Annotated in this window: 25 protein-coding genes; 12 read left to right on the plus strand and 13 right to left on the minus strand. The window is 65.4% G+C overall.

Features of this window, described 5'->3' with window-relative positions; genetic code table 11:
- The first annotated feature begins 18 nt into the window (after positions 1–18).
- The 10 genes from G5B40_RS18640 to G5B40_RS18685 all read left to right on the plus strand — a co-directional run bounded on the left by G5B40_RS18640 (position 19) and on the right by G5B40_RS18685 (position 10,008).
- Positions 19–1,608 (plus strand): ABC transporter substrate-binding protein, encoded by a 1,590-nt coding sequence (locus tag G5B40_RS18640; RefSeq protein WP_165101893.1) that lies wholly within the window; start codon positions 19–21, stop codon positions 1,606–1,608.
- A 78-nt stretch (positions 1,609–1,686) separates the two neighbouring features.
- Positions 1,687–2,670: an ABC transporter permease gene (locus G5B40_RS18645; protein WP_165101895.1), complete on the plus strand. Its 984-nt coding sequence runs from the start codon at positions 1,687–1,689 to the stop codon at positions 2,668–2,670.
- Positions 2,670–3,623, plus strand: a complete 954-nt coding sequence (locus G5B40_RS18650; RefSeq protein ID WP_165101898.1) for an ABC transporter permease — start codon at positions 2,670–2,672, stop codon at positions 3,621–3,623. Before G5B40_RS18645 ends, G5B40_RS18650 begins: the two co-directional genes overlap by 1 nt.
- A gap of 4 nt (positions 3,624–3,627) precedes the next feature.
- The gene (locus G5B40_RS18655; protein WP_165101901.1) at positions 3,628–5,352 is read left to right on the plus strand and encodes an ABC transporter ATP-binding protein; all 1,725 of its coding nucleotides are present in this window, start codon (positions 3,628–3,630) and stop codon (positions 5,350–5,352) included.
- A gap of 144 nt (positions 5,353–5,496) precedes the next feature.
- Positions 5,497–7,212, plus strand: a complete 1,716-nt coding sequence (locus G5B40_RS18660) for a hypothetical protein (RefSeq protein WP_165101904.1) — start codon at positions 5,497–5,499, stop codon at positions 7,210–7,212.
- Between the two features lie 114 nt (positions 7,213–7,326).
- The gene (gene infA / locus G5B40_RS18665; protein ID WP_165101907.1) at positions 7,327–7,545 is read left to right on the plus strand and encodes a translation initiation factor IF-1; all 219 of its coding nucleotides are present in this window, start codon (positions 7,327–7,329) and stop codon (positions 7,543–7,545) included.
- Between the two features lie 4 nt (positions 7,546–7,549).
- Complete coding sequence (locus G5B40_RS18670; RefSeq protein ID WP_165101910.1) at positions 7,550–8,134, plus strand: Maf family protein; 585 nt, start codon at positions 7,550–7,552, stop codon at positions 8,132–8,134.
- The gene (locus G5B40_RS18675) at positions 8,131–9,159 is read left to right on the plus strand and encodes a ribonuclease E/G (RefSeq protein WP_165101913.1); all 1,029 of its coding nucleotides are present in this window, start codon (positions 8,131–8,133) and stop codon (positions 9,157–9,159) included. The genes G5B40_RS18670 and G5B40_RS18675 overlap by 4 nt, the downstream gene beginning before the upstream one ends.
- Positions 9,152–9,316, plus strand: a complete 165-nt coding sequence (locus tag G5B40_RS18680; protein WP_165101916.1) for a DNA gyrase inhibitor YacG — start codon at positions 9,152–9,154, stop codon at positions 9,314–9,316. Before G5B40_RS18675 ends, G5B40_RS18680 begins: the two co-directional genes overlap by 8 nt.
- Before the next feature lie 311 nt (positions 9,317–9,627).
- Positions 9,628–10,008 carry a c-type cytochrome gene (locus G5B40_RS18685; protein ID WP_211907481.1) on the plus strand — a complete coding sequence of 127 codons (381 nt, stop codon included), beginning with the start codon at positions 9,628–9,630 and terminating at the stop codon, positions 10,006–10,008.
- Between the two features lie 200 nt (positions 10,009–10,208).
- Here G5B40_RS18685 and fghA read toward each other — a convergent pair whose 3' ends face one another.
- From fghA to ectA, 10 genes are all read right to left on the minus strand, one after another.
- Positions 10,209–11,057, minus strand: coding sequence for an S-formylglutathione hydrolase (gene fghA, locus G5B40_RS18690; protein ID WP_246209631.1), 849 nt, complete (start codon positions 11,055–11,057; stop codon positions 10,209–10,211).
- On the minus strand, positions 11,054–12,163 hold the full coding sequence (locus G5B40_RS18695) for an S-(hydroxymethyl)glutathione dehydrogenase/class III alcohol dehydrogenase (protein ID WP_165101922.1): 1,110 nt from the start codon (positions 12,161–12,163) through the stop codon (positions 11,054–11,056). Before G5B40_RS18695 ends, fghA begins: the two co-directional genes overlap by 4 nt.
- Before the next feature lie 575 nt (positions 12,164–12,738).
- A complete protein-coding gene (locus tag G5B40_RS21480; RefSeq protein ID WP_343040373.1) occupies positions 12,739–13,101 on the minus strand; it encodes a hypothetical protein in 363 nt (120 codons plus the stop codon).
- 60 nt (positions 13,102–13,161) lie between these two features.
- Positions 13,162–13,515 (minus strand): mechanosensitive ion channel family protein, encoded by a 354-nt coding sequence (locus tag G5B40_RS21485; RefSeq protein WP_165101929.1) that lies wholly within the window; start codon positions 13,513–13,515, stop codon positions 13,162–13,164.
- A gap of 26 nt (positions 13,516–13,541) precedes the next feature.
- The gene (locus G5B40_RS18710) at positions 13,542–14,345 is read right to left on the minus strand and encodes a hypothetical protein (protein WP_165101931.1); all 804 of its coding nucleotides are present in this window, start codon (positions 14,343–14,345) and stop codon (positions 13,542–13,544) included.
- A 630-nt stretch (positions 14,346–14,975) separates the two neighbouring features.
- Positions 14,976–17,204: a hypothetical protein gene (locus tag G5B40_RS18715; RefSeq protein ID WP_211907363.1), complete on the minus strand. Its 2,229-nt coding sequence runs from the start codon at positions 17,202–17,204 to the stop codon at positions 14,976–14,978.
- 151 nt (positions 17,205–17,355) lie between these two features.
- Positions 17,356–18,813, minus strand: a complete 1,458-nt coding sequence (locus G5B40_RS18720) for an aspartate kinase (RefSeq protein WP_165101937.1) — start codon at positions 18,811–18,813, stop codon at positions 17,356–17,358.
- A gap of 50 nt (positions 18,814–18,863) precedes the next feature.
- Positions 18,864–19,250, minus strand: a complete 387-nt coding sequence (locus G5B40_RS18725; RefSeq protein ID WP_165101940.1) for an ectoine synthase — start codon at positions 19,248–19,250, stop codon at positions 18,864–18,866.
- 4 nt (positions 19,251–19,254) lie between these two features.
- Positions 19,255–20,547, minus strand: coding sequence for a diaminobutyrate--2-oxoglutarate transaminase (gene ectB / locus G5B40_RS18730; RefSeq protein ID WP_165101943.1), 1,293 nt, complete (start codon positions 20,545–20,547; stop codon positions 19,255–19,257).
- Positions 20,548–20,594: 47 nt separating this feature from the next.
- Positions 20,595–21,119, minus strand: coding sequence for a diaminobutyrate acetyltransferase (ectA, locus tag G5B40_RS18735; RefSeq protein WP_246209634.1), 525 nt, complete (start codon positions 21,117–21,119; stop codon positions 20,595–20,597).
- A 297-nt stretch (positions 21,120–21,416) separates the two neighbouring features.
- On the opposite strand from ectA, the gene G5B40_RS18740 reads away from it, so the two are divergent.
- A complete protein-coding gene (locus G5B40_RS18740) occupies positions 21,417–21,893 on the plus strand; it encodes a MarR family winged helix-turn-helix transcriptional regulator (protein WP_165101949.1) in 477 nt (158 codons plus the stop codon).
- A 21-nt stretch (positions 21,894–21,914) separates the two neighbouring features.
- On the opposite strand, the gene G5B40_RS18745 is transcribed toward G5B40_RS18740, so the two are convergent.
- From G5B40_RS18745 to bhcB, 3 genes are all read right to left on the minus strand, one after another.
- Positions 21,915–23,006 carry a CaiB/BaiF CoA transferase family protein gene (locus tag G5B40_RS18745; protein WP_165101952.1) on the minus strand — a complete coding sequence of 364 codons (1,092 nt, stop codon included), beginning with the start codon at positions 23,004–23,006 and terminating at the stop codon, positions 21,915–21,917.
- A 113-nt stretch (positions 23,007–23,119) separates the two neighbouring features.
- The gene (locus G5B40_RS18750) at positions 23,120–24,262 is read right to left on the minus strand and encodes a DSD1 family PLP-dependent enzyme (RefSeq protein ID WP_165101955.1); all 1,143 of its coding nucleotides are present in this window, start codon (positions 24,260–24,262) and stop codon (positions 23,120–23,122) included.
- Positions 24,259–25,236, minus strand: coding sequence for a beta-hydroxyaspartate dehydratase BhcB (bhcB, locus tag G5B40_RS18755; protein ID WP_165101958.1), 978 nt, complete (start codon positions 25,234–25,236; stop codon positions 24,259–24,261). Before bhcB ends, G5B40_RS18750 begins: the two co-directional genes overlap by 4 nt.
- A gap of 176 nt (positions 25,237–25,412) precedes the next feature.
- Here bhcB and trhA point away from each other — a divergent pair, with 176 nt between their 5' ends.
- Positions 25,413–26,042 (plus strand): PAQR family membrane homeostasis protein TrhA, encoded by a 630-nt coding sequence (trhA, locus tag G5B40_RS18760; protein ID WP_165101961.1) that lies wholly within the window; start codon positions 25,413–25,415, stop codon positions 26,040–26,042.
- The last annotated feature ends 116 nt before the right edge of the window (positions 26,043–26,158 follow it).

Genomic DNA, 26,158 nt, shown 5'->3' on the forward strand with positions numbered 1-26,158 from the left:
AGGGAGTCTATGAAATCCATGACCATGAAACGACGATACATATCGGCCGCAACCGCGATCCTCGCGGCATCCGCCTTCGCGGCGACGCCGGCGAGCGCCAAGGAATTGCGCTGGGCGTTCCAGACCGACACGACCTCCCTCGATCCGATGGGCCACAATGTCACCTTCACCTTCTCGGTGATGGGCAATGTCTATGAGGGTCTCGTGCGACGGAGCGCGGATCTCGAGATTGAGCCCGCGCTGGCGACGAGTTGGGAGATTCTCGAGCCGACGCGCTGGCGCTTCCATCTGCGTGAGGGCGTCAAGTTCCACAACGGCAACGATTTCAACGCCGACGATGTCCTGTTCAGCTACGAGCGGATCAACAACAAGGACTCCAATCTGCGCGATCGCGTGGGCGGCGTCACCGAAGTCATCAAGGTGGACGACTACACCGTCGATTTCGTCACCGAAGTTCCGAACCCCATCCTGACAGCTCAGTGGGAGAGCTTCTACATGATGGACAAGGAGTGGTCGGAGGAGCACGGCGCGACCGTTCCGACGAGCACGACCAAGGGAATCGAGAGCTACGCCGGGCAGCACTCCAACGGCACCGGCCCGTTCAAGATCACCGAGCGTGAGGTGGGCGTGCGCACGGTCTTCGTGCCCAACGAAGACTGGTGGGGCGAGGTGGAGCACAACCTCACCAAGGTCACGATGACCCCGGTCACGCAGGCGGCCACCCGCGTCGCGGCGCTGCTGTCGGGCGAGATCGACATGATGTATCCGGCGCCGTTGCAGGACATCAAGCGGATCGACGACAACGACGGCACCCGCGTCATCAGCGGGCCGGAGCTGAGGACGATCTTCCTCGGCATGGATCAGTTCCGCGATCAGGCGCTGGGCACCAATGTCGAAGGGAACCCGTTCAAGGATGTGCGGGTCCGCAAGGCGATCTATCAGGCGATCGACATCGACCTGATCAGCAAGAAGGTTATGCGCGGCCTGTCCTACCCGACTTCGCTGATGATCTCGCCGACTCTCTTTCCGGCAGGGGAGCAGATCGAGCGCTATCCCTACGATCCGGAGGCGTCGAAGGCGCTGTTGGCCGAGGCCGGCTATCCTGACGGGTTCGAGACGCGTTTCGATTGTCCGAACGATCGCTACGTCAACGACGCCGATATCTGCCAGGTGATCACGGCCATGCTCGCCCGCGTCGGGATCAAGCTGAACACGCGCGCCTATCCGAAAGCGCAGTTCTTCGCCGACATCAATCGCGGCAAGCAGGATTTCGCGATGTATCTGCTGGGTTGGACCCCGTCGAGCTTCGACAGCCACAACGTGCTCTACAGCCTGATGTCGACCTGGAACGAGGACACCGGACGCGGGCGCGTCAACTATGGCGATTTCAGCGATCCGCGGCTCGACGAGATTACCGACCTGGTGCTCACGGAGACCGATCAGGAAAAGCGCGACGCCCTGATCCTGGAGGCTTTCCAGATCGTCAAGGACAAGGTCTATTACGTGCCGCTGCACCAGCAGTCGGTCGTGTGGGCCGCGCGCGACAATATCGAGCTCAAGCAGCGCGCCGACAACCAGTTCCAGTTCCGTTTCGTAACGGTCAACTAAGGCTGGAACGCTTTCCGGGGGCGCGCGTCGCCCCCGGGATCTCCTTCCCGCGCACGCTTGTCAGGATAATTACCGCGGATGCTTAGATTCATCGCCAAACGACTGGCGCAATCCGTCCTTGTGATGCTGTTCGTCGGCGCGATCGCGTTCGCCCTCTTCCAGTTCGTCGGCGACCCGATCAACCAGATGGTGGGCCAGGACACCAGCCAGGCGGAGCGCGATGAGTTGCGCGAACGTCTCGGGCTCAACGACCCGCTCCCAATACAGTTCATGCGTTTCGCCTCCAACGCCGCGGTGGGTGATTTCGGCTTTTCCTATCAGCACAAGCGGGCGGTGTCCGAACTGATGCTGGAACGGATGCCGGCGACGCTGGAGCTGGCGGGGCTGGCGATGGTCATCGCGCTTGTCATCGGCATTCCGATGGGCGTCTATACAGGACTCCATCGGCACGGGTGGCTCTCCAAGAGTTTCATGACTCTATCGCTGATCGGCGTGTCGCTGCCGACATTCCTGATCGGCATTCTCTTCATCTATTTCTTCGCCGTGATTCTCGGCTGGTTCCCTTCGTTCGGCCGGGGCGACATTGTGGATGTCGGTGGCTGGACGACGGGCTTTCTGACCGTTTCCGGCTGGAAGGCGATCATCCTGCCGGCGACCACGCTGGCGCTGTTCCAGATGACCCTCGTCATGCGCCTTGTCCGCGCCGAGATGCTGGAGGTCATGGCCACCGATTACATCAAGTTCGCGCGGGCGCGCGGCATCGTCAGCCGTGCGATTCAGTTCAGCCATGCGCTCAAGAACACGCTGGTTCCCGTCATTACGATCATCGGGCTGCAACTCGGCACGCTGATTGCGTTCGCGATCATCACCGAGACGGTGTTCCAGTGGCCGGGCATGGGCCGTCTTTTCCTTCAGGCGATCCAGACGGTCGATATCCCAATCATGTCGGCCTATCTGGTGATGATCGCGTTCTTCTTCGTGGTCATCAATCTGATCGTCGATATCCTCTATTACGTCGTCGACCCGCGTCTGCGCGCCGACAGCTCGAAGGGCCGCGTCTGATGCCAGTTAGCGAAACCACCCCCGGCCTCGGCGCGCGTTTTCTCGACGGGGTCCGCAGGGCCATGGCCAGTGATCTCGTCTACAGCTTCCGGACCTCGCCGGCCACGATCATCGCGACCGTCATCACCCTCGGGATGATTCTGGCCGCGCTCTTCGCGCCCTACGTCGCGTCGCAGAACCCTTTCGACGTCGCGACGCTTAGTCTGCTCGATTCCGAGTTGCCGCCCGCCTGGGTGGAGGGGGGGATGGCGGCCTATCCGCTCGGCACCGACAATCTGGGCCGGGATGTCCTCTCCACCATCCTCTACGGCGGCCGGGTGTCGTTGCTCGTCGGCTTCGTCAGCGTCATCCTCGCCATGGTGATCGGCGTCGCGCTCGGCCTGATCGCCGGCTACAAGGGCGGCATGGTCGACGCCTTCATCATGCGCGTGGCCGAGATTCAGCTCAGCTTTCCCACGATTCTCGTCGCGCTCCTGCTCAATGGGATCATGCGCGGCGTTCTGCCGCCATCGCAGCACTCGGAACTGGCGATACTCGTGCTGATCCTTTCGATCGGGCTCTCTCACTGGGTGCAGTTCGCGCGCACGGTGCGCGCCTCCACCTTGGTGGAGCGCAACAAGGACTACATCCTCGCCGCCCGTCTGATCGGATTGAGATCCTCGCTGATCATGATTCGCCACATTCTGCCGAACGTCATGGGGCCGGTGCTTGTCATCGCGACTCTTGGTCTCGCCGTCGCGGTGCTGACCGAGGCGACGCTGAGCTTCCTCGGCGTCGGCGTGCCGCCGACCGAACCCTCGCTGGGCACGCTCATCAAGATCGGCAGCGATTACCTCTTCTCCGGCGCGTGGTGGATCACGATCTTCCCCGGCGCGGCGCTCGCTATACTCATCCTCTCCGTCAACCTCGTGGGCGACTGGCTCCGCGACGTAATGAACCCGAAGCTGAGGTGAACTGATGTCGCTCCTTGAAATCAGGAATCTGCACATCCGGTTTCCCAGTCGCTGGGGCGATGTGGAGGCTGTTCGCGGCATAGATCTGGACGTGCGCGGCGGGGAGATCGTCGGCGTCGTCGGCGAGTCCGGCGCAGGTAAGTCGACCATCGGCAACGCGGTGATCGGGCTTCTAGAGGCGCCCGGAAAGATGACCGACGGAGAGGTCAAGCTGGAAGGCGAGCGGATCGACAAGCTGCCGCCCCAGGCGTTGCAGAAGATCAGGGGCCGCAAGATCGGCATGATCTTTCAGGACCCGATGACCAGCCTCAATCCGCTCTTCACCGTCGGCCAGCAGATCGTCGAGACCATACGCACGCACCTGGACGTCTCCGCATCGGCGGCGCGGAAGCGGGCGATCCAGATGCTCGATGAAGTCGGAATCGCCGACGCCGAGAACCGGATCGACGAATATCCGCACCAGTTCTCCGGCGGTATGCGCCAGCGGGTCGTGATCGCGCTGGCGCTCTGCGCCGAACCGGACCTCGTGATCGCGGACGAGCCGACCACGGCGCTCGACGTCTCGATCCAGGCGCAGATCCTCGATCTCATCCGCGACCTCTGCAAGACGCGGAATGTCGGGGTGGTGATCATCACCCATGATATGGGCGTCATCGCGGAGATCACCGACCGCGTCGCCGTCATGTATCACGGCAAGATCGTCGAGATCGCGGCGACGAAAGACGTGCTTGGCCATCCGAAGGAGGATTACACGAAGAGCCTGATGGCCGCGGTGCCGCGCTCGGACGTGAAGCTCGACCGGTTTCCCCGAGTCTCCTATTCCGAGGACGGGCTGGAGAAACACGACCAGGTCGATCTTCGCTCACACTGGCTCGGCTCCGCGCAAAAGCAGGCTGAGGAGGTTTCCGACCCGCTCGTGCGCTGCGAGAACCTCTCGATGAGGTTCACCAGCCGCCATTCGATGATACCGGCGTGGCGGCGCTATTTCACCGCTGTCGACGACCTGTCCTTCGAAATCAGGCGGGGCGAGACCTTTGGCGTCGTGGGGGAGAGCGGGAGCGGAAAATCCACGCTCGCCCGCATGATCGCCGGGCTCTACACGCCGTCGGCGGGCCGCGTCTGGTACAATGACGTCGCGGTCAGCGACCTGCAGGGCGAGAAGGAACTCGCCCCGTTCCGTCGCCAGATCCAGATGATCTTTCAGGACCCGTTTTCCTCGCTCAACCCCCGGATGCGGCTCTTCGACATCATCGCGGAGCCGATCCGCCATCACCGGCTGGCCGGGAGCAACGCCGAGATCGTCCGGATCGTTGAGGACCTTCTGGAGCAGGTGGAGCTTGGCAAGCAGGCGGCGTGGAAATACCCGCATGAATTTTCCGGCGGCCAGCGTCAGCGCATCTCCATCGCCCGCGCCTTCGCCACCCGTCCGCGCTTTCTGATCTGCGACGAGCCGACTTCGGCGCTCGATGTCTCGATCCAGGCGCAATTGCTGAACCTGCTCAAGGATCTGCAACAGGAGATGGGGCTGACGATGCTGTTCATCAGCCACGACCTGCCGGTGATCCGCCAGATGTGCGACCGCGTCGCGGTGATGCAGAACGGCCAGCTGAAAGAACTGGCGGAGACCGAGACGCTGTTCGAGTCGCCGCAGAACCCCTACACGCAACACTTGCTCAAGCTCATGCCGAAGCTCGATTTCGAGCTGACACCGGTTGAGGCGAGCGTGTGATCGGAGGCGCAGGAGATCGACACGAACAGGCTTCGGGCATCGCCGGATCGCCGCGCGGCGTTCCAGCGACAGTCGCCGTTTTCGGCATGAGCGATGAATCCGCCCTGGCGGTTATCGTACGATTGAAACCGACGTAATTTCATCGTGCTCGAGCGGTTCCGAAAATCGGGAGCAACGCGCGCGGCGTTCTTTATCGCGCTTGGCGTTCTCGTCTATTTCTCACTCTACCCGGTTTTCTTGCAGGGCAAGGTCGTCAGCCATGACGATGTCGCCCTGTTCGAAGTTTCGACAAGATATTCGCCCTCCTACTGGTTCACGGTCGGATATGCGGAATACTTCGCGCGTCCGGGTTTTGCGTTCATACGTCCATTCAGCAACGCCTTGATGGCCGCAGACCATGCGATTTTCGGCGACGCCTACGCGCTCTACTATGTTCCGTATTTCGCGCTGCTCGGCTGTGGCGCCGCCGCCTGCGCCGCGCTTGCGCTGCGGCTCGGCCTGCCTGTCCTCACCTCCTGCGCATGCGGCGTCTTTGTTCTTCTGCAGCCGGCCGCTATCGCGTCTAGCGTGCAGGGAGTGGCGTTTCAGCAGGACGCGCTCAGCGGGGTGTTCTGTCTTTTCGCGGCGCTCGCCTGTGCGCGGCGGACCTGGCTCGTCGCCGCAGGCGTTCTTCTTGTCGCGGTTTTCACCAAGGAGATCGCTCTCTACGCGCCGCTCTCCGCCGCGCTCTGGGCGCTGGTCTATTTGCGGTCGCCCCGCGTCGCACTCTTGCTTGTCGTCCCGTTCGTTGTCTGGGTCGCCCTCCGCATCGGTGTCGTCGGTTCGCTGGCGGATAACGCCTACGCGGTTTCAGGCGGGGTTTCAGGGTTCGCCCGGAACCTGCTGCGCGGGTTCGCCGTCTGGCCGACCGCACTTGCGAACGGTAACGAGATCAAGGAGATGGTGGGTGACATCCTGAGGACGGGACCAGCGGCGCTGGTTGATCATCCCGCGGCTGTCGTCGCGGTCATGCTCAATCTCGCGATTGACGCTCTTGTCGCGATTGCGGTTATCGGCGGCCTTCGGCGGCTCGTTTTCGGCGGCGAAGAACGGCGTGAGGTCGATGGGCTGGTGCTCTTGATGGCTCTCGGCGGTTTCGTTCTGCTCGCGGTCGCAGCCAATAGCGCCCGGTTCGCCCCGGCTTTTCATCCGTTCCTGCTTCTCCTGCTTGCAAGAATGGTTCAGGCGCCAGCGTTCGCGCCGCGGATCGTTCGACCGGCGGCCGCCGCTGTCACCCTTGGATTCGTCGCTGCGATGGCGTTCTCCACGGTTGGAGGCGTCCGCGCGATGCTGGCCGATGTCGAACCCGCCTCTTTCAAGGCGCTGGCGCGCGCCGTCCAGGCGGAGCCGCCGGTTGAGAATGGGCGGATACTGGTCATCAACGGCCCCACCACCGGCTCCGCCCCGCACTGGCTCATGGAGCACTGGGGACGCCCGGATGAGGCGCTCGTTTTCCTGAGCCGGAGCTATGGCTGCCTCCGCGCATCCGGCGCGCCCGCACCCGACTACGTGACCGCGCCGAGCGGGCGGCTGCGCATCGAGATTTCTTTGCCAGACTGCGCGGAATTCTTCGTCTACTGGAATCAGGATCCGAACGCATTCCTCGAGCTGCGGACGCCGCGCGTACTCGGCGGGGGAGGGACGATCTATTATTCGTTTCCTGAAGCCCGCGTCGGGGAAGGGTTGCTCGCCGGCGCGACCCCGGATGTCGCTTTCGGACGCCGGATCGTGGCCGAGATCGACCCGGCGGATTTCGACCGGATACTCGCGCTCGACTGGAACACCGGCGCTTTCGTTCCATTCGGGCCGCCCGCGGAGTGAGATCGGCGTCCCGGCGTGAGCGATGGGGCCCGGCGGCTCCTTGCTTTCACATGCGTTTGGAGTCATTAACCCCCGCGCCCGGCGCGTATTTGCGCCGCGATTTTTGGAGACGGCATGGCCAAGGAAGAAACCCTCGAATTCCCCGGCGTCGTGACCGAGCTTTTGCCCAACGCGACATTCCGGGTTGAGCTCGAGAACGGCCATGAGATCATCGCTCATACTGCGGGCAAGATGCGCAAGAACCGCATCCGCGTCCTTGCGGGCGACAAGGTCCAGGTGGAAATGACGCCCTATGATCTGACCAAGGGCCGCATCACCTATCGCTTCAAGTAATCTCGTGCGCCTGATCCTCGGCTCCGCAAGCCCAAGGCGGCGCGAGCTTCTGGCGCAGATCGGCGTGACGCCTGACGAGGTTCGCCCGCCCGATATCGACGAGACGCCACGCAAGTCCGAAACCCCACGACCCTATTGCATTCGTATGGCGGCGGACAAGGTGGCCGCGGTGAGCGCCGGCGCGGATGAACTGGTGCTTTGCGCTGACACGACCGTCGCGGCGGGGCGGCGCATACTCGGAAAACCCGCGGACGAGACCGAAGCGGAGCGCTTTCTGCGCCTGCTGTCGGGACGCCGCCACACGGTGATCACCGCGGTCGCGCTCAAGCTCGGCGCGCGGGTCTGGGCGCGCGAAGTCGTGACGGCGGTGAAATTCAAGCGGCTGTCGGATGAGGAGATCGGGGCCTATCTCCGTTCCGGCGAATGGCGAGGAAAGGCCGGCGGCTATGCGATCCACGGGCTGGCGGGGGCGTTGATTCCGTGGATTTCTGGCTCCTTCACCGGCGTTGTCGGTCTGCCGCTGACGGAGACCGCCAATCTTCTGCGCGCCGCGGGCTATCCGGTGAACTTGCAGGGGCCGGCGAAATGAAAGGCCGGCTGATCGCGCTTCACTCCGGCCCGCCTGGCATGGCCGCGCTGGTCGTCGACGGCCGACTGGAGGATCTTCTGGTTGACGCGCCGGAGGATGGCGCGCCGCGGATTGAAGAGATCCATCGCGTCCGTGTGCGGCGGGTGATGGCGAAACAGGGCGCCGCGCTTGTCAAGCTCGCGGGCGGTGGCGACGGCTATCTCCGCGAGGCGCCCGAGGTCGCGGAGGGGGATCTGGTGCTCGCCGAGGTCACGGGCTTCGCCGAGGATGGCAAGGCCGCGCCCATGACCGGCCGCAGGCTCCATCGAGGCCGCCTTGCGATTCTGACTCCGCTTTCGCCGGGCGTTAACGTCGCGCGTGGAGTGAAAGACAGGGCGGAGCGCGAGCGGCTGGCCGGCATCGGCGCGGACGCGCTCGGCGATTCCGGCACCGGGCTGATCCTGCGAAGCGCGGCTTCCGGCGCCGATGCGGAAGCGATTACGGAGGAGGCCGCGCGCCTTCTCGCCCGAGAGGCGGAACTAGCGGCGGGAGGGCCGCCTGGCCGGCTTCTGAGCGCGCCGGATGTCGCGGCGCTCGGGCTTCGCGAATGGGACGCCGAGAATGTGATCGGCGAGCCCGATGCGTTTGACCGGCTTGGTCTTTGGGAGGAGATCGAACGTATTCGGGGCGCGCGCGCCCCCCTTGAGCGCGGCGCCTGGATGGCCGTCGAGCCGACCGCCGCGCTCATCGCCATCGATGTGAACACGGGGGCGGACACCGCGCCTGACGCCGCCGCCCGCGCCAATCTGGCCGCCGCCGCTGATCTGCCACGGCAATTGCGGTTGCGCGGTCTGGGCGGACAAGTGGTCGTCGACTTCGCGCCGATGCGCAAGGCGGACCGCAAGGCGGTCGAGGTCGTGCTGACGCGCGCGCTCGCCGCCGATCCGGTGCGGACCACGCTCGCCGGCTGGACCCCGCTTGGCCATCTCGAACTGATCCGCAAGAGGGAGCGCCGCCCGGTCGCGCCGCTGTTGAAAGATGTCTGAATGCCCGATCTGCGGCGCCCCGACCGAGACGCGATGGCGCCCGTTCTGTTCGAAACGCTGCGCCGATATCGATCTCGGCCGCTGGTTGACCGGCGCCTATGCGGTCCCCGTGGACGAGACGGAGGATGACGAGCCGGACAGAGAGCGCGAGCGATAGGCGACGGTCGCGCGATGCGCACGCCATTCGCACGAATTCGCGACCCTGCTCGCGTCGCCGGCTGCGTCGAAATGATCCGGCTCGCGCTTCAACCCGGCCTTGCGCGGTCGCCTGTCGCTGATACGCTTCGGTAATTCACCGATTTCTTTGACGCTGCAGCGCCGGTTCGGGAGTCCGGACGCTGCGTGATGTGGCGTGAGGGAATCGTGGCGACGCCTTCGCCGCAGCTTCGTTGCGGTTGAACGTGCGCGGCGGCGCGCTAGTGAATTGATGAGCGGAAGTGCGACCGAGTCGGGAGAGACCAGGTGAACATGATGAGACAATGCGCGGCGCTGACGATGGCGCTTGTTCTGGCTGCGGGCGGCGCGCTCGCCGACGGAAACCCGGAGAAGGGCGAGAAAGTATTTCGGAAGTGCAAGGCCTGCCACATGGTCGGGCCTGACGCCAAGAACCGGGTCGGCCCGATCCTGAACGGCGTGGTCGGCGCGAATCCCGCCTCGCATGAGGGTTACAAGTATTCCTCCGCGATGGAGGCGTTCAGGGATAGCGGCGCGGTCTGGGACGAGGCGACGCTCGACAAGTATCTGACCAAGCCGCGGGATCTTGTCCCAAAGACGAAAATGTCCTTCGCGGGGCTTCGGAAGGAAGAGGATCGACAGAATGTCATCGCCTATCTCAAGGCGCATGAATGACCGAGGGGGCGTCTTCGCGATGAGCCGTCGAATCCGCCCTGTTGCGGGATGCGGCGCTTCAGCATGTAGCTGAACGCCTGCGGCGGGGCCGCTTCAGCGGCGCCGCCCATGCCGCCCCGGGCCGGTCGATGCTCCGGTCCAAGTTCCGCCGCCATCCACAGCGATCAAGACCGGATGCGCGGCGCAACGAGCGCCGCCGCTCAGAGCCGGTCGGCGTGCCAGCGGACGTGATCCTCCATGAAACTGGCGATGAAATTATAGGAGTGGTCGTAGCCCTCCTGGGCGCGAAAGACATGCGCCGTGCGTGTCTCGACCAGCGCGGCGGCGAACGCGTCGGGCCGAAGCAGGTCGAGGAATTCGTCGTTCAGCCCCTGGTCGATCAGGACGTCCCGCGCCCAGCCGCGTTCGCGCAGGAGGAGTGTGGCGTCATGCGCGGCCCAGGCGCTTTCATCCGTCCCCAGATAGGCGGCGAACTGCTTGCGCCCCCAATCGGATTTCGTCGGATGGGCGATCGGCGCGAAGGCGGAGAGCGAGCGGAAGAGATCGGGATTCTTCATCGCCAGCACCAGCGCGCCATGACCGCCCATCGAATGGCCGGTGACGCCCATGCGGGCGCTGTCGATCGGGAAATTTCCGGTCAGAACGTCCGCCAACTCGTCCGTCAGGTAGGACGCCATGGCGAAATGCTGCGACCAGGGCGCCTCGCTCGCGTCCAGATAGAACCCCGCGCCCTGACCGAGGTCGTAGGCCTCGTCATTCGCCACGCCTTCGCCGCGCGGCGAGGTGTCGGGAAAGACCAGCGCCAATCCGTGGCGCGCGGCATGGGCCTGCGCCCCGGCCTTGGTCATCGCGTTCTCGTGGGTGCAGGTCAGCCCGGAGAGGAACCAGAGGCAGGGAACCGGCCCTTTCTTCGCCGCGGGCGGCAGATAGACCGCGAAGGTCATCTCGCAGTTCGTCTTGCCGGACCTGTGGCGATGCACCGTGAGCCGGCCGCCGAAGGACCGCGATTCCGAAACCTGTTCCACCGCCCGTTCTCCCCGCCCGGTCAATACAGCACGACGCCTCTGATGCTTTCGCCCTTATGCATCAGGTCAAACCCCTTGTTGATGTCTTCGAGCGGCATCGTGTGCGTGATCATCGGGTCGATTTCGATCTTCCCGTCCATGTACCAGTCGACGATCTTCGGCACGTCGGTGCGCCCCCGCGCGCCGCCGAAGGCGGTGCCTTTCCAGGTGCGTCCGGTCACCAGCTGGAAGGGTCGGGTCGAAATCTCCGCCCCCGCCGGCGCGACGCCGATGATCACGCTCACCCCCCAGCCCTTGTGCGCGCATTCGAGCGCGTCGCGCATCACCTTCACATTGCCGGTTGCGTCGAAGGTGTAGTCCGCGCCGCCCTTGGTGAGGTTGACGAGATAGGGGACGAGATCGCCCCCGACCTCTGTCGGGTTGACGAAATGCGTCATTCCGAAGCGCCTCGCCATTTCCTCCCGGCCGGGGTTCAGATCCACCCCGACGATCATGTCCGCTCCGGCGAGGCGAAGCCCCTGGATCACGTTCAGGCCGATCCCGCCGAGCCCGAAGACCACGCAGCGCGAGCCGATCTCCACCTTCGCGGTGTTGATCACCGCGCCGATCCCGGTCGTGACTCCGCAGCCGATATAGCAGACCTTGTCGAAGGGCGCGTCTTCGCGAATCTTCGCCGCCGCGATCTCCGGCATCACCGTGTAATTGGAGAAGGTAGAGGTGCCCATGTAGTGGAAGACCGGCTTCCCATCGAGGCTGAACCGGCTGCTCCCGTCCGGCATCAGGCCCTTTCCCTGCGTCTCGCGGACAGCCTGGCAGAGATTGGTCTTCGGATTGAGGCAATATTCGCATTCGCGGCATTCGGGCGTGTAGAGCGGGATGACGTGGTCGCCCTTTTTCAGCGATTTAACGCCCGGCCCGACTTCGACGACCACGCCGGCGCCCTCATGTCCGAGGATCGCCGGAAAGATCCCCTCCGGGTCGGCGCCCGAGCGCGTGAACTCGTCCGTATGGCAGAGCCCCGTCGCCTTGATCTCGACCAGCACCTCGCCTTCGCGCGGCCCCTCGAGATCGACATCCGCGATTTCCAGGGGCGCCCCGGACGCCATCGCAACCGCCGCACGTGATTTCATGACGCAACCTTTCCAGACTGTTGGCTCCGACCGGCGCCGGATTTCCGGGCCACGATAGCCCGCCGCCGCGGTATCCGAAACCCGCAAGAGCGCGCCGCGACAGACCGTCCTGAACCTGAATGCGCGGGACGCCATGTAACTGTCGTCCGCATCGCGTGGGTCCGGTTCGATACCGAACGGAGCCTTCGCGACGGCGCCGGATCGCCAGTGCCTGATGGAGGAGTCGATGCTCGCGGCGGGACTCCGCTCCGAATCCCTCGCCCTGGAAATTCTTCCAGCCGCGGCTGGAGGGTGAAATGGCGGTTTCGATCCGGCCAATCCGGCTTTGACGTGACGAGGATGCCGCAAATGCGGGCAATGTCGCGGTCAGCGCAGCCCCTGCGCGCTCCAGCCGCACGTGTCGGCGACGGGTGCGGCGCGGGCCGGGGCGCGCGGCCTGATCGGCGCAGCTATCGACAGTCCAACCCCCTGGCGCGTTCGGGTCCATGCGCCTCCGTGCTGGGCGGGGCCGAGGGTCGGTCAACGGCGCGGCGCGTATCGTCCAGCCGCCGCCTCCGGTGTTTGGGCCGAACGCCTCAACCCGGCGCGACGCCGAGCGGATCGCCCGAATCGAGCGTGATGGAGGGGCGGTGCAGTTCGATCCCGTTATTGCGGAACGCCTGTTGCAGCGCGGCGTAGGCCTTGCGTCTGATCGTGAACTGTTGGCCGGGCTTGCACATGTATTTCACGCCGATCTCGAAGCTCTGGCCCTTGATCGCGACCGCGCCCTGGCTTTTCATCGGTTCGATGAACTTGCCTTCGAGTTCCGGATCCTCCAGCAATTCGACCCCGACCCTCTTCACCAGTTTGCGGACCTTCTCGACATCGGTCTCGACGGGAACGTGGAATGTGAACTTGATCTTCACCCAGTCGCGCGAATGGTTCTGGACTGTGCCCATCGAGGAGAACGGCACCGTGAAGACCGGACCGCGATGATGGCGAAGCCGGGTCGGACGGATCTAGATCTGCTCAACCACGCCCTTGCCCTCATCGGTCTCGACATATTCGCCGACGCGAAACGCGTCCTCGTGGAGGTAGAAGAACCCGCTGATCATGTCGGCGACGAACTTTTGCGAGCCGAAGCCGATGGCGAGTCCGAATATGCCGGCCCCGGCGATCATCGGGCCGATATTCACCCCGAGCGAAGAGAGTGCGATCATCACGGTGATGGAGAAGATCAGCACCAGCAGGAATCCGCGCAGCACCGGCAGCGCCGTGCCGAGGCGGGGGCCTTCCTTGCCCAGCCCCTCGCCGTCTTCGTCACCGTCTCCGTCGGCTTCGGCGGGTTGATAGGCCGCGATGAAGGATTTCACCACGCGCTAGGCGGAAATACCGATGATTACGACGCAGGCCGCCGACACCAGCGCCGGCGCGAGGCCTGCGATCCCGGTCGCGCCGGAAGAATCGAACGGGTTGATGTTCCAGCTTTGAGCAGGAGCGCGGCGGCGATGATGATCGCGCCGCCCTCGGCCAGCGCGAACCATCCCTCCAGCGCCGGGCGGCGCTCGGGCGCGGCGCCCGCCAGTTTTTCCTTCTTCAGCGCGCCGATTCCCCCGACGACGAACGGCGTCAGAAAGAAGATCAGGAGAGAACCGGAGAAGCCGGCGTCGCGCTCCAGGCCGAGGATCAACCCGATGCCCGCGACCGCGGATGTCAGCGCCAGCGCCGAAGCGAGAAACGGCCAGAAATGGGCGAGGTCCGCGATGGGGCGTCCGAAGAGCTTCAGGTGGCTCCACGTTCTGGAGATCAGCGATGTGAATTCGTCCCTGACATGGAAGAACGCCAGAGTGTAGGTGAGCCACCAGACCAGCATCATGCCGATATTGAGCAGGTCGTCCTCCGGCCCGCTCACGATGAGCGTCTCTACAATGCTCAGCACGCCCCTGAGCGCGCCGATTAAGTAGAAGAGGAGAATGAACGTGGCTCCGATCTTCCTCGCCGCCGCGTTGTCGATCGCCGCCAGCCGTCGCGGCGGGTCATACGATGCGAAGATCAGGTCCGCGAATGTGTACATCGCCCGTTGAACGAGGACGATCGCCAGGACGCCGGTGAAGAGATCGCGGGCGCCGCCTTCCGGCAGGAATATGCGCGAGAGGGCGACGGCGATGAGGACGAACGCCCCGATGGATACGACGCGGCCCACCAGCCGACCAACGCCGCCATCAGCCGGCTCGAGAATGCGGGGCTCGCCGGCGCGCCGACACGCGGCGTGATCTGGCGCAGGATGTGTTCGGCCGCATACGCCGCGGCGAGGATCGCGATCGCCGTCAGCGCCAGAGATATCACCGTGGAGCCGGTCTCCGCCCGCAGCGGCGCGACGCCGGACCGCAGCGCCGCCGGCAGGATGTGCAGATCGGCGACGGCCCGGTCCAGCGCCCCGGCGAGCCAGCCGACCGTCTGCTCCGGTCTGGCGTCCGCCGCGCTTTCGACCACGGTTGCGGGGCCGGCGGCGTCCATGATCGCCTTCAGTCGCACGGGCGAGATATCCGCGGGCGGCACTATTGAAATCTCGCCGGCCATCAATATCACCTTCGGTCTGCACGGCGTGTCGATTGCCGAAGCGCCCTTCGTTCAATCTATACGATAGGGATTCGCCATTTTTATTGTCTTTTTCCCGCTGACGGCGGCCTTTTCGCGCCTCATGACGCATCGCGCGCCGCCGGAGGCGGAGATGGCCCGGGCCGGGCGTCCTTGAAGCGCGCGAGCGAAGCGCCTGGAAGCGCATCGGCCCGTGGATCCACGGGCCGTGATGGAACGGGTTACGTCGCGCTGTTCACTCCGAAGGCTCGTAGGTGATCTCGATTTCCATGAGCGAGGGGTCGGGCGCGTCCGCCATCAGCGCCGCCGCCGCCGTCTCCATATCGAGCGGATGGTCGGCCTGGAGGCGCACCTTGATGACTCCGGGGCGACCGAGATCGCCGAGCCGGGCGGCGATCGCATCATGGAGCCGCGCGCGGGGGCTGCCCGGCGTGAGCGGGGCCAGCGCGGCCGCCAGTTCAGTCAACCCCGCCTGGATCATCTCCTCCGGGGGCTGGTCCGTTTCGGCGGCGAATCCTTCGAGCGCCGCGCGGAGATACCCCATGTCGTTGATCTCCATCGCCAGCATCTCCGGCTCGACCAGCACCGCCGCGCCGGCAGCGCCCATGGCGCCCACGCCTTCCGGCCAGAGCATCAGCGCGGTGAGGCCGAACGCGATCTGGTTCTCGAATCCCAGGCCGATCTTCAGTTCGCGCCGCTCGTTGTCGACGCCGGCGCCGTCGGTGGGCGGCAGCAGGCTTACGGAGACCGAGAGCGGCGGCGGGTTTTCGATCTTGGGCAGCGGCGCGGCGCCCGCCGCGGCCGCCTCGCGCGACAGCGCGGCGTAGTCGATCCCGTCGAGCGTGACTGAAAAACGCTCCGGCGCGCCGTTGGCCTCAAGCCCGACGAGGTCGAGATGTGTGACGCGGATCGCGTCGATTCCGACCGGCGGTCGCTCGCCCGTCGGATCGTGGATCATCACGCCGGTCAGTGTGAAGCCGTCGGGGTCGACATCCTCGCGCGTCTCAAATCTCAGAACTTCGGCGAGACCCATATCGCCGAGCATCAAATCGAGCGCCTGGCCGGCGGTGCTCATTTCAACCCCGGCGAAGGGGTTGAGCCGCAACTCGCCGCCATCGACCGTCGCGCCGATCTCCGGCCCCTCGCGCGAAACCGCGAGCGCGCCGGGTGCGCCGCCGCCGCCGCCAAATGCGCCGACCCAGATCGCGTAATCTCCGGGCTGCGCGTCCGAGAGCCCGATTCCGGCGTTGGTTCCGTCGAAATCGTCGTTGCAGGTGATCGAGCCGTCCGGCGCGCTGACGAGCAGCGTCGTATCGGCGAGGGCGGAGCGCGCGAAAATCCAGAGAACCGGCTCGACCGCCGCAAGGCTGAGCGTCGCATCGGGACGCGAAGGCTCGATCAGGCCTGAGCAGCTATCGTCGAACTCCGATGCGAATGTTTCGCCGATGATCGCCACGTCCAGTTCCGCCTCGCCGCTTTCCGGCAGCTCAAGCCGTCCGAAAGCCGGCTCGGCGGCAGGGTCAAGCGCGGCGGCGCTCATCGTGTCGTCTCGTCCGCCGTCTTCGGGAGCGGAGCGTCCGACGAAGAGCGTCGCCGGCGCGCCTTCGCCGCCGGGGTACACCCCGAGCCAGATCGCGTAATCGCCGGCGGGCGCGTCGCCATAAACCAGCGCGGGGTCGTAGTTTACGGCGTCGTCATTGCAGGAGACGACGCCATCCGGACCGATGACCAGTAACGTGGTGTCGACATCCGCCGTCGCGCGAATGGCCAGCACGGGCTCCGGCGCCTCCAGCGTCAGCACCACGTCGGGGCGGGTCTGGTCGATCAAGCCGACGCAGTTCTGCCCGGCTTCGTCCGCCGGAACTTTCCCCGCCAGCGTCATCGGTTGCGCGGCTTCACCCTCGGCCGGCAGCGCGATCCGGCCGGACGCCGGTTCGGCCGCGGGGTCGAGGGGCGCTTCGCTCAACAGGGGCGGCAGGATCGACGGGTCGACGGTCAGACCGGCGCGGCCGGCGATCTCGCGTAGCGAAAGCTCCGCTTCCGCGATCAGGACCACGCCGTCGAGCGCGGCGCCCGCTTCCGCTGCGAGCGGCCAGACCTGAATCTCGCCCTCCAGGGCGCGCGCCATCGGGAGGCGCGCGATGCCGAGCTGATCGGCCACGGCGCAGCCAAAGACGCCATCGGGACCGGCGACGAGCAGCCCGGCCGCGCCCTCGGCCACGCCATAGACGATCGCCGGCGCGCTCGGGTCGGACACCGCGATCAGAACCGCCGGCTCCGCGGGCGCGAAACCCGGACAGCCGCGGACGAAACCGGCGGCGGGCTCAGCCCCGGTCACGCTGAACCCGGCCTCGCCCGGTTCGGCCTGATAGGCCCCGGCGTAATCGAGTCGCTCCGCGGCCGTCGCGACGGCGGCGAGGGTCATGGCGACGAAAATGGTGAGGGCGCACTGGTACGGCTTCATCTCGACAACACCTTTTGGCTGGTTTCGAAACGGCACGTCGTCCGCGCAGTATCCCTCATACGCCATCGGGGTGGAAGGTTTTCCTTCGTGAATGCAAGGCGGGCGCGGAAAGCCTCGCTTTCCGCGCCCGCCCGTCGCCGTCGAGGCGTCCTTACGCCGCCGCCGCTTCGGTCTCTCGCGGGGCGGCGTGGTCCTGGGGCTCGCCGATCAGCGTGTGGTGGAGCGTCCTGATTGTCTCCTCCATCTGGTCCTTGGCGACCATGAACTGCACATCGACGCGGCGCGTACCCTGCTGCATCGCCATCGGCGCGATTCCCTCGCTCCACAGCGCGTCGAGCGAACGGCGCATGATCCCGAGTTCGGATAGATCGCTGCCGATCACCGACACCAGCGCGACATTGCGTGTCGTGATCTCCGCGTTGGGAAAGCGCGCCGCAAGGTCCCGTTCGACCCGCTTGATCGCCTTCAGCGACCCGCTGAGCCAATGCGTAATGCAGTTGGCGTTCGAGGTCTTGGAGACGATCCAGACCTTGTGCCGCGCCAGCGCCTCCAGAATCGCGGAATCGTACCCCTTCGCGCCGACCATGTCCGGCTCGAAAAGCTCGAAAGCGTAGACGCCCAGCCCTGTGACCATCTCGACCCGGCCCTTTTCGCCGGCGTCCGGGCCGATGAACGTGCCGGGATCGTCCGGCTCGAATGCATGGCGCACGCGAAGCGGCACGTCGGCCTGGCGCAGGATCTTCGCCGCGTTCGGATGGATCGCCTCCATCCCGAGATTGGAAAGCTGGTCGGCGACGTCATAGGAGGTGCGGCCGATCTTTCGCACCGCGTCGAGACCGACGATCTTCGGATCGGCGCTGGAGAGGTGGAACTCCTTGTGGATGATCGCCTCGCGGGCGCCGGTCAGGGCGGCGAGCCGGGCGAAGACCACCTCGGTGTAGCCGCGGTCGTATTCGCGCATCAGCCCCTCGCGGCATTGCGCGTAACCGGTGACGATGGGCAGATCGCGCGAGAGGTCGATCCCTTCCATCGCTTCGCCCAGACGCTCCTCCAGCGCCGGCTGCCGGTCGTCGCGCCAGCCGGTGAGATCGACGAAACGCGCGTTCACGCCGCGCCGGTTCAGAAGCAGCGAAGCGACGAAGGCCGAATGCGCTTCGCCCAGCCCGGAAAGCAGCTCGCGCAGCGTCTGGAGCTGCGGTTCAATCCGGAAATGCCCGTAGGAGCAGAGCCGCTGCAGGTCGATCATGCAGGCGCGCGCGCCCTCGATCCGGTCGCGCACGAAGGCGTCGGCGCGCTGGCGGTCGCCGATGTCATCCAGCAGTTCGCCATGAATCCCGATCATCTTCGCGCCGACCCGCGACAGCGCGTCGGACCAGCCCTCATGCCCGCCATCATTGGTGCCGGCTTCGGCGAAGAGCGCGTAGACCCCGGACTGGCCGGATTTCTTGTGCTCCAGAAGAAGGTCGGTGATCCCGCCGAAAGCCGAGACCACGAAGATCCTGCCATAGATGGCGTCGCTCTCGCGTTCGCCGACGAATATCGTTTCAACGAGATCGCCGGCGCGGCTCATCGACGAGCCGCCGATCTTCTCAACGGTATGATTGCTCATGTCCTCGCACGCCGCCTTCCGGTCGCGCGCCCTCTCAAGATATATCGTTGTCATTCATCCGCGGACGCATAGGAGCCGTCCTCGCGGTGGACCTCCGCGCCCGTGACCGGCGGATTGAAGCAGCAGGCGAGCACCAGTTCGCTCTTCGCTGTCAGCGTGTGCTTGTCATGCAGGTTGAGCGCATAGACCACGCCGGGCCGGATCGCATGCGTCTCGCCGGTGGCGAGATCCTCGATCGAGCCTTCGCCCGAGATGCAGTAGACGCTCTCGAAATGGTTCTTGTAGTGGAATGTGTGAGCGCTTCCCGCCTCGATCGTGGTGATGTGAAAGCTGAAACCCATGCCATCCTCGGCGAGCAGCAGGCGCACCGAGTTCCAGCGCTGATCAGCGACCTTGCGATCGGTCTGCTTGGCTTCGTGAAAATCTCTTACAATCATGGCTTTACTCCGCGGCGATGCTGTTGGTGGTCGAAAGCCTGTGCGCCGCGGCCTCAAGGATGTCGAGCCCGCGCGCCAGTTCCTCGCGCGGGATGGTCAGCGGGGCCAGCACCTTAACCACTTCGTCATGCGCGCCGGAGGTCTCGATGATCAGGCCGTTCTCGAAGCACGCCGCGCAGATCCGCGCCGCGAGTTCACCCGAGCCCATATCGACGCCGCGCATCATGCCGCGGCCCTTGGTCCGCGCGCCCGGAACCACGGCCGCGATCGCCTCCAGACGATCGGCGAGATAAGCGCCCTTCAGTCGAGTTTCCGCCTCGAACGCATCGTCTGACCAGAATTTCTCCAGCGCGACGCGGGCGGTGACGAAGGCGTGATTGTTGCCGCGGAAGGTGCCGTTATGCTCGGCCGGCTTCCAGATATCGTGCTCCGGCCGGATCAGCAGTGCGGCGAACGGCAGCCCCATCCCCGACAGCGATTTCGCCATCGTGACGAGATCGGGCGTGAAGCCCATCCCCTCGAAGGAGAAGAACCCGCCGGCGCGGCCGATCCCGGCCTGAATGTCGTCGACGATGAAGAGCGCGCCGAGCCGTTCGGCCAGCGCGGCGACGCCGCTCAGCCATTCGGGAGAGGCGGCGTTGAGCCCACCTTCGCCTTGCACCGTCTCGACGATGAAGGCGGCCGGAGCGTCGACGCCGCTGGAGGGATTGTCGAACATCATCTCCATCTGCGCCAGCGTGTCGGCGTCCTTACCGAACGCGCCCTCGTAGGGCATATGGGTGACGCCGGTGAGCGGCGCGCCGGCGCCAGCCCTCTTGCCGGCGGCGCCTGTTCCTGAAAGCGCGCCCATGGTCATGCCGTGAAAGCCGTTGGTGAAGGCGACAATGTTCTGGCGGCCGGTGACCTTGCGGGCGAGTTTCATCGCCGCCTCGACCGCGTTGGCGCCGGTCGGGCCGGTGAACATCACCTTGTGATCCATTTCGCGCGGCTTCAGGATGAGGCGCTCAAAGGTTTCCAGGAACGCCGATTTGGCGCTCGTGTGCATGTCGAGGCCGTGCGCCACTTGGTCGCCGGCGATATGGTCGATCAGCGCCCGCTTCATGTCCGGGTCGTTGTGGCCGTAGTTCAGCGTCGAGCAACCGGCGAGGAAGTCGACATAGTCGCGCCCCTCGGAATCCGTCATGACCGCGTTGCGCGCAGAAACGAACTCCACGGGGAAACTGCGGCAATAGCTGCGCGCTTCGGATTCCCGACGCGCATAGAGCCCGGCGAAGCCGGGTCTTGTCTCGATAGTCATGTCATGCCTCTTGGGGTTTTGGGGCCAGACCTGGAATCGGGCGCGGCTCAGGCCGCGCTGCGCTCGGCCTCGGCTTCAAGCTCGATGCTCACCAAGTGCTCGGTGTCGTGAGCGCCGTCGAAATGCGCGCCGCGTTCGAAATGCGGCTCGTCGCTGATCTCGGCGTCCGACTCGCGGGCGAATTTCCGGAACAGCGCCCAGGACGCGTCATTTTCCTTGGTGATGGTGGTTTCGATCCGGACCACCGCGTCGCAGACCGGGCGCTGGATCAACGCGTCCAGCATCTTGTGCGCGAGACCCATGCCGCGGGCGCGACCGTCGACCGCGACCTGCCAGACAAACAGCGTATCCGGTTTTTCCGGGGGGATGTGGCCGGAGATCCAGCCGATGAGTTCACCGTCCTGCTCCGCGAGGATGCAGGTTTCGGCGAAATGATCGCATTGGACCAGGTTGAAATACATCGAGTTCTCATCGAGCGGCTTGCAGCGACCGATCAGGTCCCAGACGTTCGAGCCGTCCTCGACCTTGGGCTTGCGCAGCCGCACGGCGCCTTTCGGCGTTTCGATGATCATTCTGAACTCTTCACTCATTGGACGCTCGGTCTCACTTTATTTTTCGATCACCTAAACATATATCGTATCAGGATGAGATTACAACCCTAGCGGCGAGGCCATAGCCTCTCCATTTTTTCTATTAAAAACAATATGCTATTAATAGCTTTCGGAGAAAGTCTTGAAACCTTCATAATTAAATTACTTCATTAAGCGAAAAGGTAACGGGACATCTTTGTTCGAGGGTCGAATGAAATTCTTGCCAACAGCCGGAACCCGCTCCAATAGGGTTGGAGGAAGCATCGGGGGGGGATCGAGATGACGAGACGCGCCGACACCGCCCTGATCGCGCTGCGTCAGATCCTGCATGCGACGGGCATGAACGCCCGCGCTCTTGCGCGACGCACCGGGCTGACGGCGGCGCAACTCCTCGTCCTCCAGGTCGTCGCCGAGACCGAGAGCACGACGCCGAAAGAAGTCGCCCGCCGCACTGGCGTCTCGCAGGCGACGATCACATCCCTGGTCGACAAGCTGGAGGCGCGCGGCTACGTGACCCGCCAGCGCGGCCAGCAGGACCGGCGCCTGATCCTCATCGTGGCGACGATGGCGGGGCGCGCGCTTCTGAAAACCGCGCCGGACCCGCAGCGTGACGCGTTCGTGCGCCGTTTCGAAGCCATGGCGGACTGGGAGCAATCGATGCTGATCGCCGCGCTGGAGCGGCTCGGCGGCCTGCTCGACGCGGAAGATGTCGAGGCGCTGCCGGTCCCGGAGGAGGGCGTCGCCGGCCGCCATTGAATGGGAGGCGATCGGGCGGGGTCAGTCCGGCTCCAGCCCAATCTCCCGCAGCACCGCGCTCGTGTCGGCCCCCGGCGCCGGGGGCGGCGCGGGCGCAGGCGCGGGCGTGCGCCCGAATCGCGGCGCCGGGGCCGCCTGCACGACGCCGCCGACAGATTCGAGTGCGCCCCGCGCCTTCATGTGCGGATGCTCCGGCGCTTCCTCCCAGTCGAGCACGGGCGCGACGCAGGCGTCCGATCCTTCGAAAAGCGCCGCCCATTCGTCGCGCGTGCGGGTGCGGAAGATCGCCTCGTAGCGTCTGTGCCGCTCGGGCCATGCGGCGGCGTTCATCTGGTTCGCGGCGTCCCCATCGGGCAGTTCCGCGATCCGCACCAGCTCGGCGTGAAATTGCGGCTCGAGCGCGCCGACGGAAAGAAACTTGCCGTCCGCGGTCTCGTAAGTCCGGTAGAAGGGCGCGCCGCCGTCGAGCAGGTTGGCCTCCCGTTCGTTCTTCCAGGCTCCTTTTGCGAGGAAGGAGTGAAAGAGCGACATCAGCGCCGCGGCGCCGTCCACCATCGCGGCGTCAACGACCTGGCCGACGCCGGAGCGCGAACGCTCCCAGAGCGCGGAGAGGACGCCGAGTAGAAGGAACATCGTTCCGCCTGCGTAGTCCGCGCCTATGTTCAACGGCGGCGGCGGCGGCGCGTCGCGTCGGCCGATGGCGTGGAGAACGCCGGTCAGGCCGAGATAGTTGATATCGTGCCCCGCGGTCGGCGAAAGCGGCCCTTCCTGGCCCCAGCCGGTCATTCGCCCGTAGATCAGGCGGGAGTTGAGCGCCGACATCGGGTCCGGGCCGAGTCCGAGCCGCTCCATCACGCCGGGTCGGAAGCCCTCGATCAGGATATCGGCGCGCGCGATCAGCAGCCGCGCCGCCTCCAGCCCTTTCGCGGATTTCAGGTCGAGCGCGACGGAGCGCTTGCCACGATTGACGATATCCGTCGGGTCGGGCGGGCCGGCCTTCCTGACGATCACGATCACGTCGGCGCCGAGATCAGCGAGGAACTGCCCGGCAAGTGGGCAGGGGCCCAGCCCCTCCATCTCCACTACGTTCAACCCGTCGAGCGGACCGGCCACGCCTCAGACCCCGCGCCGATGTTCGGTCATTTCGGCCCCCTCTTCGAGCCTCTGCCGACGGTTGGCGGATCCAGCGCGGATTCGCATGGCGGCGAAAGGGACGGCTGCGCCGCTCAATAGGAAAGCCCGCGCGCCGTGACCGGCCAGAGCGCCTCCACCCGGCCGTTCCGCACGCCGACATACCAGTCGTGGAGATTGCAGGTCGGATCACAGTGTCCGGGAACCAGTCGCAACCGGTCGTTGATCTTCAGCGCGCCCTTGGGATCGGCGATCACGCCATGCTCGTCCGAGCATTCGACATATTCGACATCGTCGCGCCCGTAGATCACCGGCAACCCGCTATCGACGGACTGCGCCTTCAGCCCGGCGTCGCAGACCGCCTGATCGGATTTTACATGGCTCATCACCGATGTGAGGATGAAGAGCGAGTTCTCCCATTCTCCCCTGTCGAGCCGCGCCCCCTTGCTGTCGAGGACGCGGCCGTAATCCGCATCCATGAAGGCGTAGGAGCCGCATTGCAGTTCGGTATAGACGCCGGAGCCCGCCTCGAGCGCGTAGGAGCCGGTGCCTCCGCCGCTTACGGTCTCGCAGGCGATCCCTTCGGCTTTCAGCGCGGCGATGGCGTCCGTCACCATGGCGACCGCGATCCGGAATTTCGCCTTCCGGTCCTCATGGCGCTCCATGTGCTGCATGGCGCCCTGGTAGGCCTGGATCCCCGAGAACTTCAGCCCTGGCGCGGCTTCGATGGCTTTCGCGATCGCGACGACGGCGGAAGGCTCCGTCACGCCGCACCGCCCTGCGCCGCAGTCGATCTCGACCAGCACCTCGATGGCGACGCTCGCCGCCGTCGCCGCGGCGGAAAGCTCCGCCACATTGGCGATGTCGTCGCAGCAGACGATGAGACGGGCGATTTTCGCGATCTCGGCCAGTCGGGCGATCTTCGCCGCGCCGCGCACCTGGTTGGTGATCAGGATGTCGTCGACGCCGGCGCGGGCGAAAGCGTGCGCCTCGGCGGTTTTCTGGCAACAGATCCCGGTGGACCCGCCGAACGAGATCTGGTGTTTCGCGACATCGGCGGATTTGTGCATCTTGCCATGCGCGCGAAGGCGCACGCCCGCCGCGGCGCAGAAATCGCGCATCTTCACGATATTGCGCTCGAACGCGTCGAGGTCGACGATCAGGGCGGGCGTCTCGATCTCCGTTTCGGCCATTCCCACCGTCGCGGGAATGTCGTAGCCGACTTCCGGCGCGCTCATGCGTCCACTCCCGTCGTCAACCACGGAAGGCGGTCGAGATCGACATTGCCTCCGGTGAGGATGACGCCGACCCGTTTGCCGCTGAAACGGTCCGGGTTGGCGATGATCGCCGCAAGCGGAACGGCGCTGCTCGGTTCGATCAGAATCTTCATGCGCATCCAGATCAGCCTCATCGCCGCGACAATCTCGTCCTCCGTCGCGGTCAGGATATCGGAGACATGGGCCTTCACAAAGCCCCAGGTCAGCGGTTTCAGCGGCGTCTTCAACCCATCCGCGATGGTCCGGGGCGCATCGTCCGCGATGATCTGTCCGGCGCGGAGCGAACGGGCGGCGTCATCGGCGTTCTTCGGTTCCGCGGCGATGATCTCGACCTCCGGCGCGAGGGCCGAGAGCGTGAGGCAGGTTCCGGAGACCAGGCCGCCGCCGCCGATCGGCGCGGTGACGATCTCGAGCCCTTCGGCCTGTTCGATCAACTCGCGCGCGCAGGTGGCCTGCCCGGCGATCACTCGGGCGTCATTATAGGGATGGACGAATTCGGCCCCCGTTTCGCGCTGTACCTCGGCGCAGACCGCCTCGCGCGTCGTCGCGTTAGGCTCGCATTCCACGATTCGCGCGCCGTAGTCGCGCACCGCGGCCTTTTTCGGCTCCGGCGCGTTTCGCGGCATGACGACGGTCGCCGGAACGCCGCGCCGCTCGGCGGCGTAGGCGAGAGCGCCGGCGTGATTGCCGCTGGAATGCGTGATGACGCCATTGGCCGCCGCGGCGTCGGAAAGGCCGAATACGGCGTTGCACGCGCCGCGCGCCTTGAACGCCCCGCCTTTCTGGAAATTCTCGCACTTGAAGAAAATCTCTGCGCCGGTCAGCCGGTTCAGATAGGCGGAGGTCAGGATCGGCGTGCGGTGGATATGCGGTCGGATCCGTTCGTGCGCCTCAACCATGTCGGCGAATGCGGGGGGCGCAGGCGTTTCTTCCATGTTGTCCTCAGGCGTTATGCGACGAGGCCGATTCTGCGGCGCCCACGCGCCGGCGCCAAGTGCGAAAGGCGCTGCCGCGGACTCCCCGGATGCGCCATTCTTCACAGGCCGGGCGCCTGGCCGCAGGCGCGCGCCTTTTCCTCGCGTCGCCCCTTCCCCATAATAGGGTGATGAAAATGCGGCCCCAGACCAGGAAAGAGATCGCGGCGGACGCCGTCGTGCATGGCCTCGGCGTCGGATTCGGGCTGATCGGCGGCCCGATCCTGATCGGCTATGTCGCGGCGCGGGGCGACTCCGGGTCGCTGATCGCCGTGTCGATCTACGTTGCGACCCTGATCGCGATGTTCTTGCTTTCCGCCACCTACAACCTCATCCCGCTGGAAGGAGCGAAGGACTGGCTGCGCCGGCTCGATCATTCGACGATCTATCTGAAGATCGCCGGGGCCTATACGCCCTTCGCCGCGCTGTCGGTCGGTGGGCTGGTGGGGAACCTTCTACTCACGGGGGTCTGGCTGGCTGCCTGCGTCGGGATCTTTCTCAAGATGATCTATCCGCGGCGGTTCGAGGCGCTCTCCATCGTGCTCTACCTGATGATGGGATGGGCGGCGGTGGTCGTCGCAGGCGATGTCGCGGCCAGCATTGATGCGGAAACGATGAGTCTTATCCTGATCGCGGGCGGACTCTATTCAACCGGCGTGTTCTTTCACCTCTGGGAGCGGCTGCCGTTCCAGAACGCGATCTGGCACGTCTTCGTGCTGGCGGCGACGGTGGTGCTCTACGGCGCCGTGGCCCTGGAATTCGCCTGAGACCCGGATGCCGTGGCCCCGTGGCCCAGGGATCGCGCTATTGACCAAGGTGAGGGCATTCCGGCGTCGAAGCGGGCCTCGTCGATGGCCGCGTTTCAGCGGCGGATGCGGAAGAG

The sequence above is a fragment of the Pikeienuella piscinae genome (genome assembly GCF_011044155.1).
Taxonomy (GTDB): domain Bacteria; phylum Pseudomonadota; class Alphaproteobacteria; order Rhodobacterales; family Rhodobacteraceae; genus Pikeienuella; species Pikeienuella piscinae.

Bases quoted from the DNA above. Each gene is read 5' to 3' on its own strand.
- G5B40_RS18640 (WP_165101893.1), top strand. From the start codon at position 19: ATGACCATGAAACGACGATACATATCGGCCGCAACCGCGATCCTCGCG.
- G5B40_RS18645 (WP_165101895.1), top strand. From the start codon at position 1,687: ATGCTTAGATTCATCGCCAAACGACTGGCGCAATCCGTCCTTGTGATG.
- G5B40_RS18650 (WP_165101898.1), top strand. From the start codon at position 2,670: ATGCCAGTTAGCGAAACCACCCCCGGCCTCGGCGCGCGTTTTCTCGAC.
- G5B40_RS18655 (WP_165101901.1), top strand. From the start codon at position 3,628: ATGTCGCTCCTTGAAATCAGGAATCTGCACATCCGGTTTCCCAGTCGC.
- infA (WP_165101907.1), top strand. From the start codon at position 7,327: ATGGCCAAGGAAGAAACCCTCGAATTCCCCGGCGTCGTGACCGAGCTT.
- G5B40_RS18675 (WP_165101913.1), top strand. From the start codon at position 8,131: ATGAAAGGCCGGCTGATCGCGCTTCACTCCGGCCCGCCTGGCATGGCC.
- G5B40_RS18680 (WP_165101916.1), top strand. From the start codon at position 9,152: ATGTCTGAATGCCCGATCTGCGGCGCCCCGACCGAGACGCGATGGCGC.
- G5B40_RS18685 (WP_211907481.1), top strand. From the start codon at position 9,628: ATGATGAGACAATGCGCGGCGCTGACGATGGCGCTTGTTCTGGCTGCG.
- G5B40_RS18695 (WP_165101922.1), bottom strand. From the start codon at position 12,163: ATGAAATCACGTGCGGCGGTTGCGATGGCGTCCGGGGCGCCCCTGGAA.
- G5B40_RS21480 (WP_343040373.1), bottom strand. From the start codon at position 13,101: ATGGGCACAGTCCAGAACCATTCGCGCGACTGGGTGAAGATCAAGTTC.
- G5B40_RS18715 (WP_211907363.1), bottom strand. From the start codon at position 17,204: ATGAAGCCGTACCAGTGCGCCCTCACCATTTTCGTCGCCATGACCCTC.
- G5B40_RS18720 (WP_165101937.1), bottom strand. From the start codon at position 18,813: ATGAGCAATCATACCGTTGAGAAGATCGGCGGCTCGTCGATGAGCCGC.
- G5B40_RS18725 (WP_165101940.1), bottom strand. From the start codon at position 19,250: ATGATTGTAAGAGATTTTCACGAAGCCAAGCAGACCGATCGCAAGGTC.
- ectB (WP_165101943.1), bottom strand. From the start codon at position 20,547: ATGACTATCGAGACAAGACCCGGCTTCGCCGGGCTCTATGCGCGTCGG.
- ectA (WP_246209634.1), bottom strand. From the start codon at position 21,119: ATGATCATCGAAACGCCGAAAGGCGCCGTGCGGCTGCGCAAGCCCAAG.
- G5B40_RS18740 (WP_165101949.1), top strand. From the start codon at position 21,417: ATGACGAGACGCGCCGACACCGCCCTGATCGCGCTGCGTCAGATCCTG.
- G5B40_RS18750 (WP_165101955.1), bottom strand. From the start codon at position 24,262: ATGAGCGCGCCGGAAGTCGGCTACGACATTCCCGCGACGGTGGGAATG.
- bhcB (WP_165101958.1), bottom strand. From the start codon at position 25,236: ATGGAAGAAACGCCTGCGCCCCCCGCATTCGCCGACATGGTTGAGGCG.
- trhA (WP_165101961.1), top strand. From the start codon at position 25,413: ATGCGGCCCCAGACCAGGAAAGAGATCGCGGCGGACGCCGTCGTGCAT.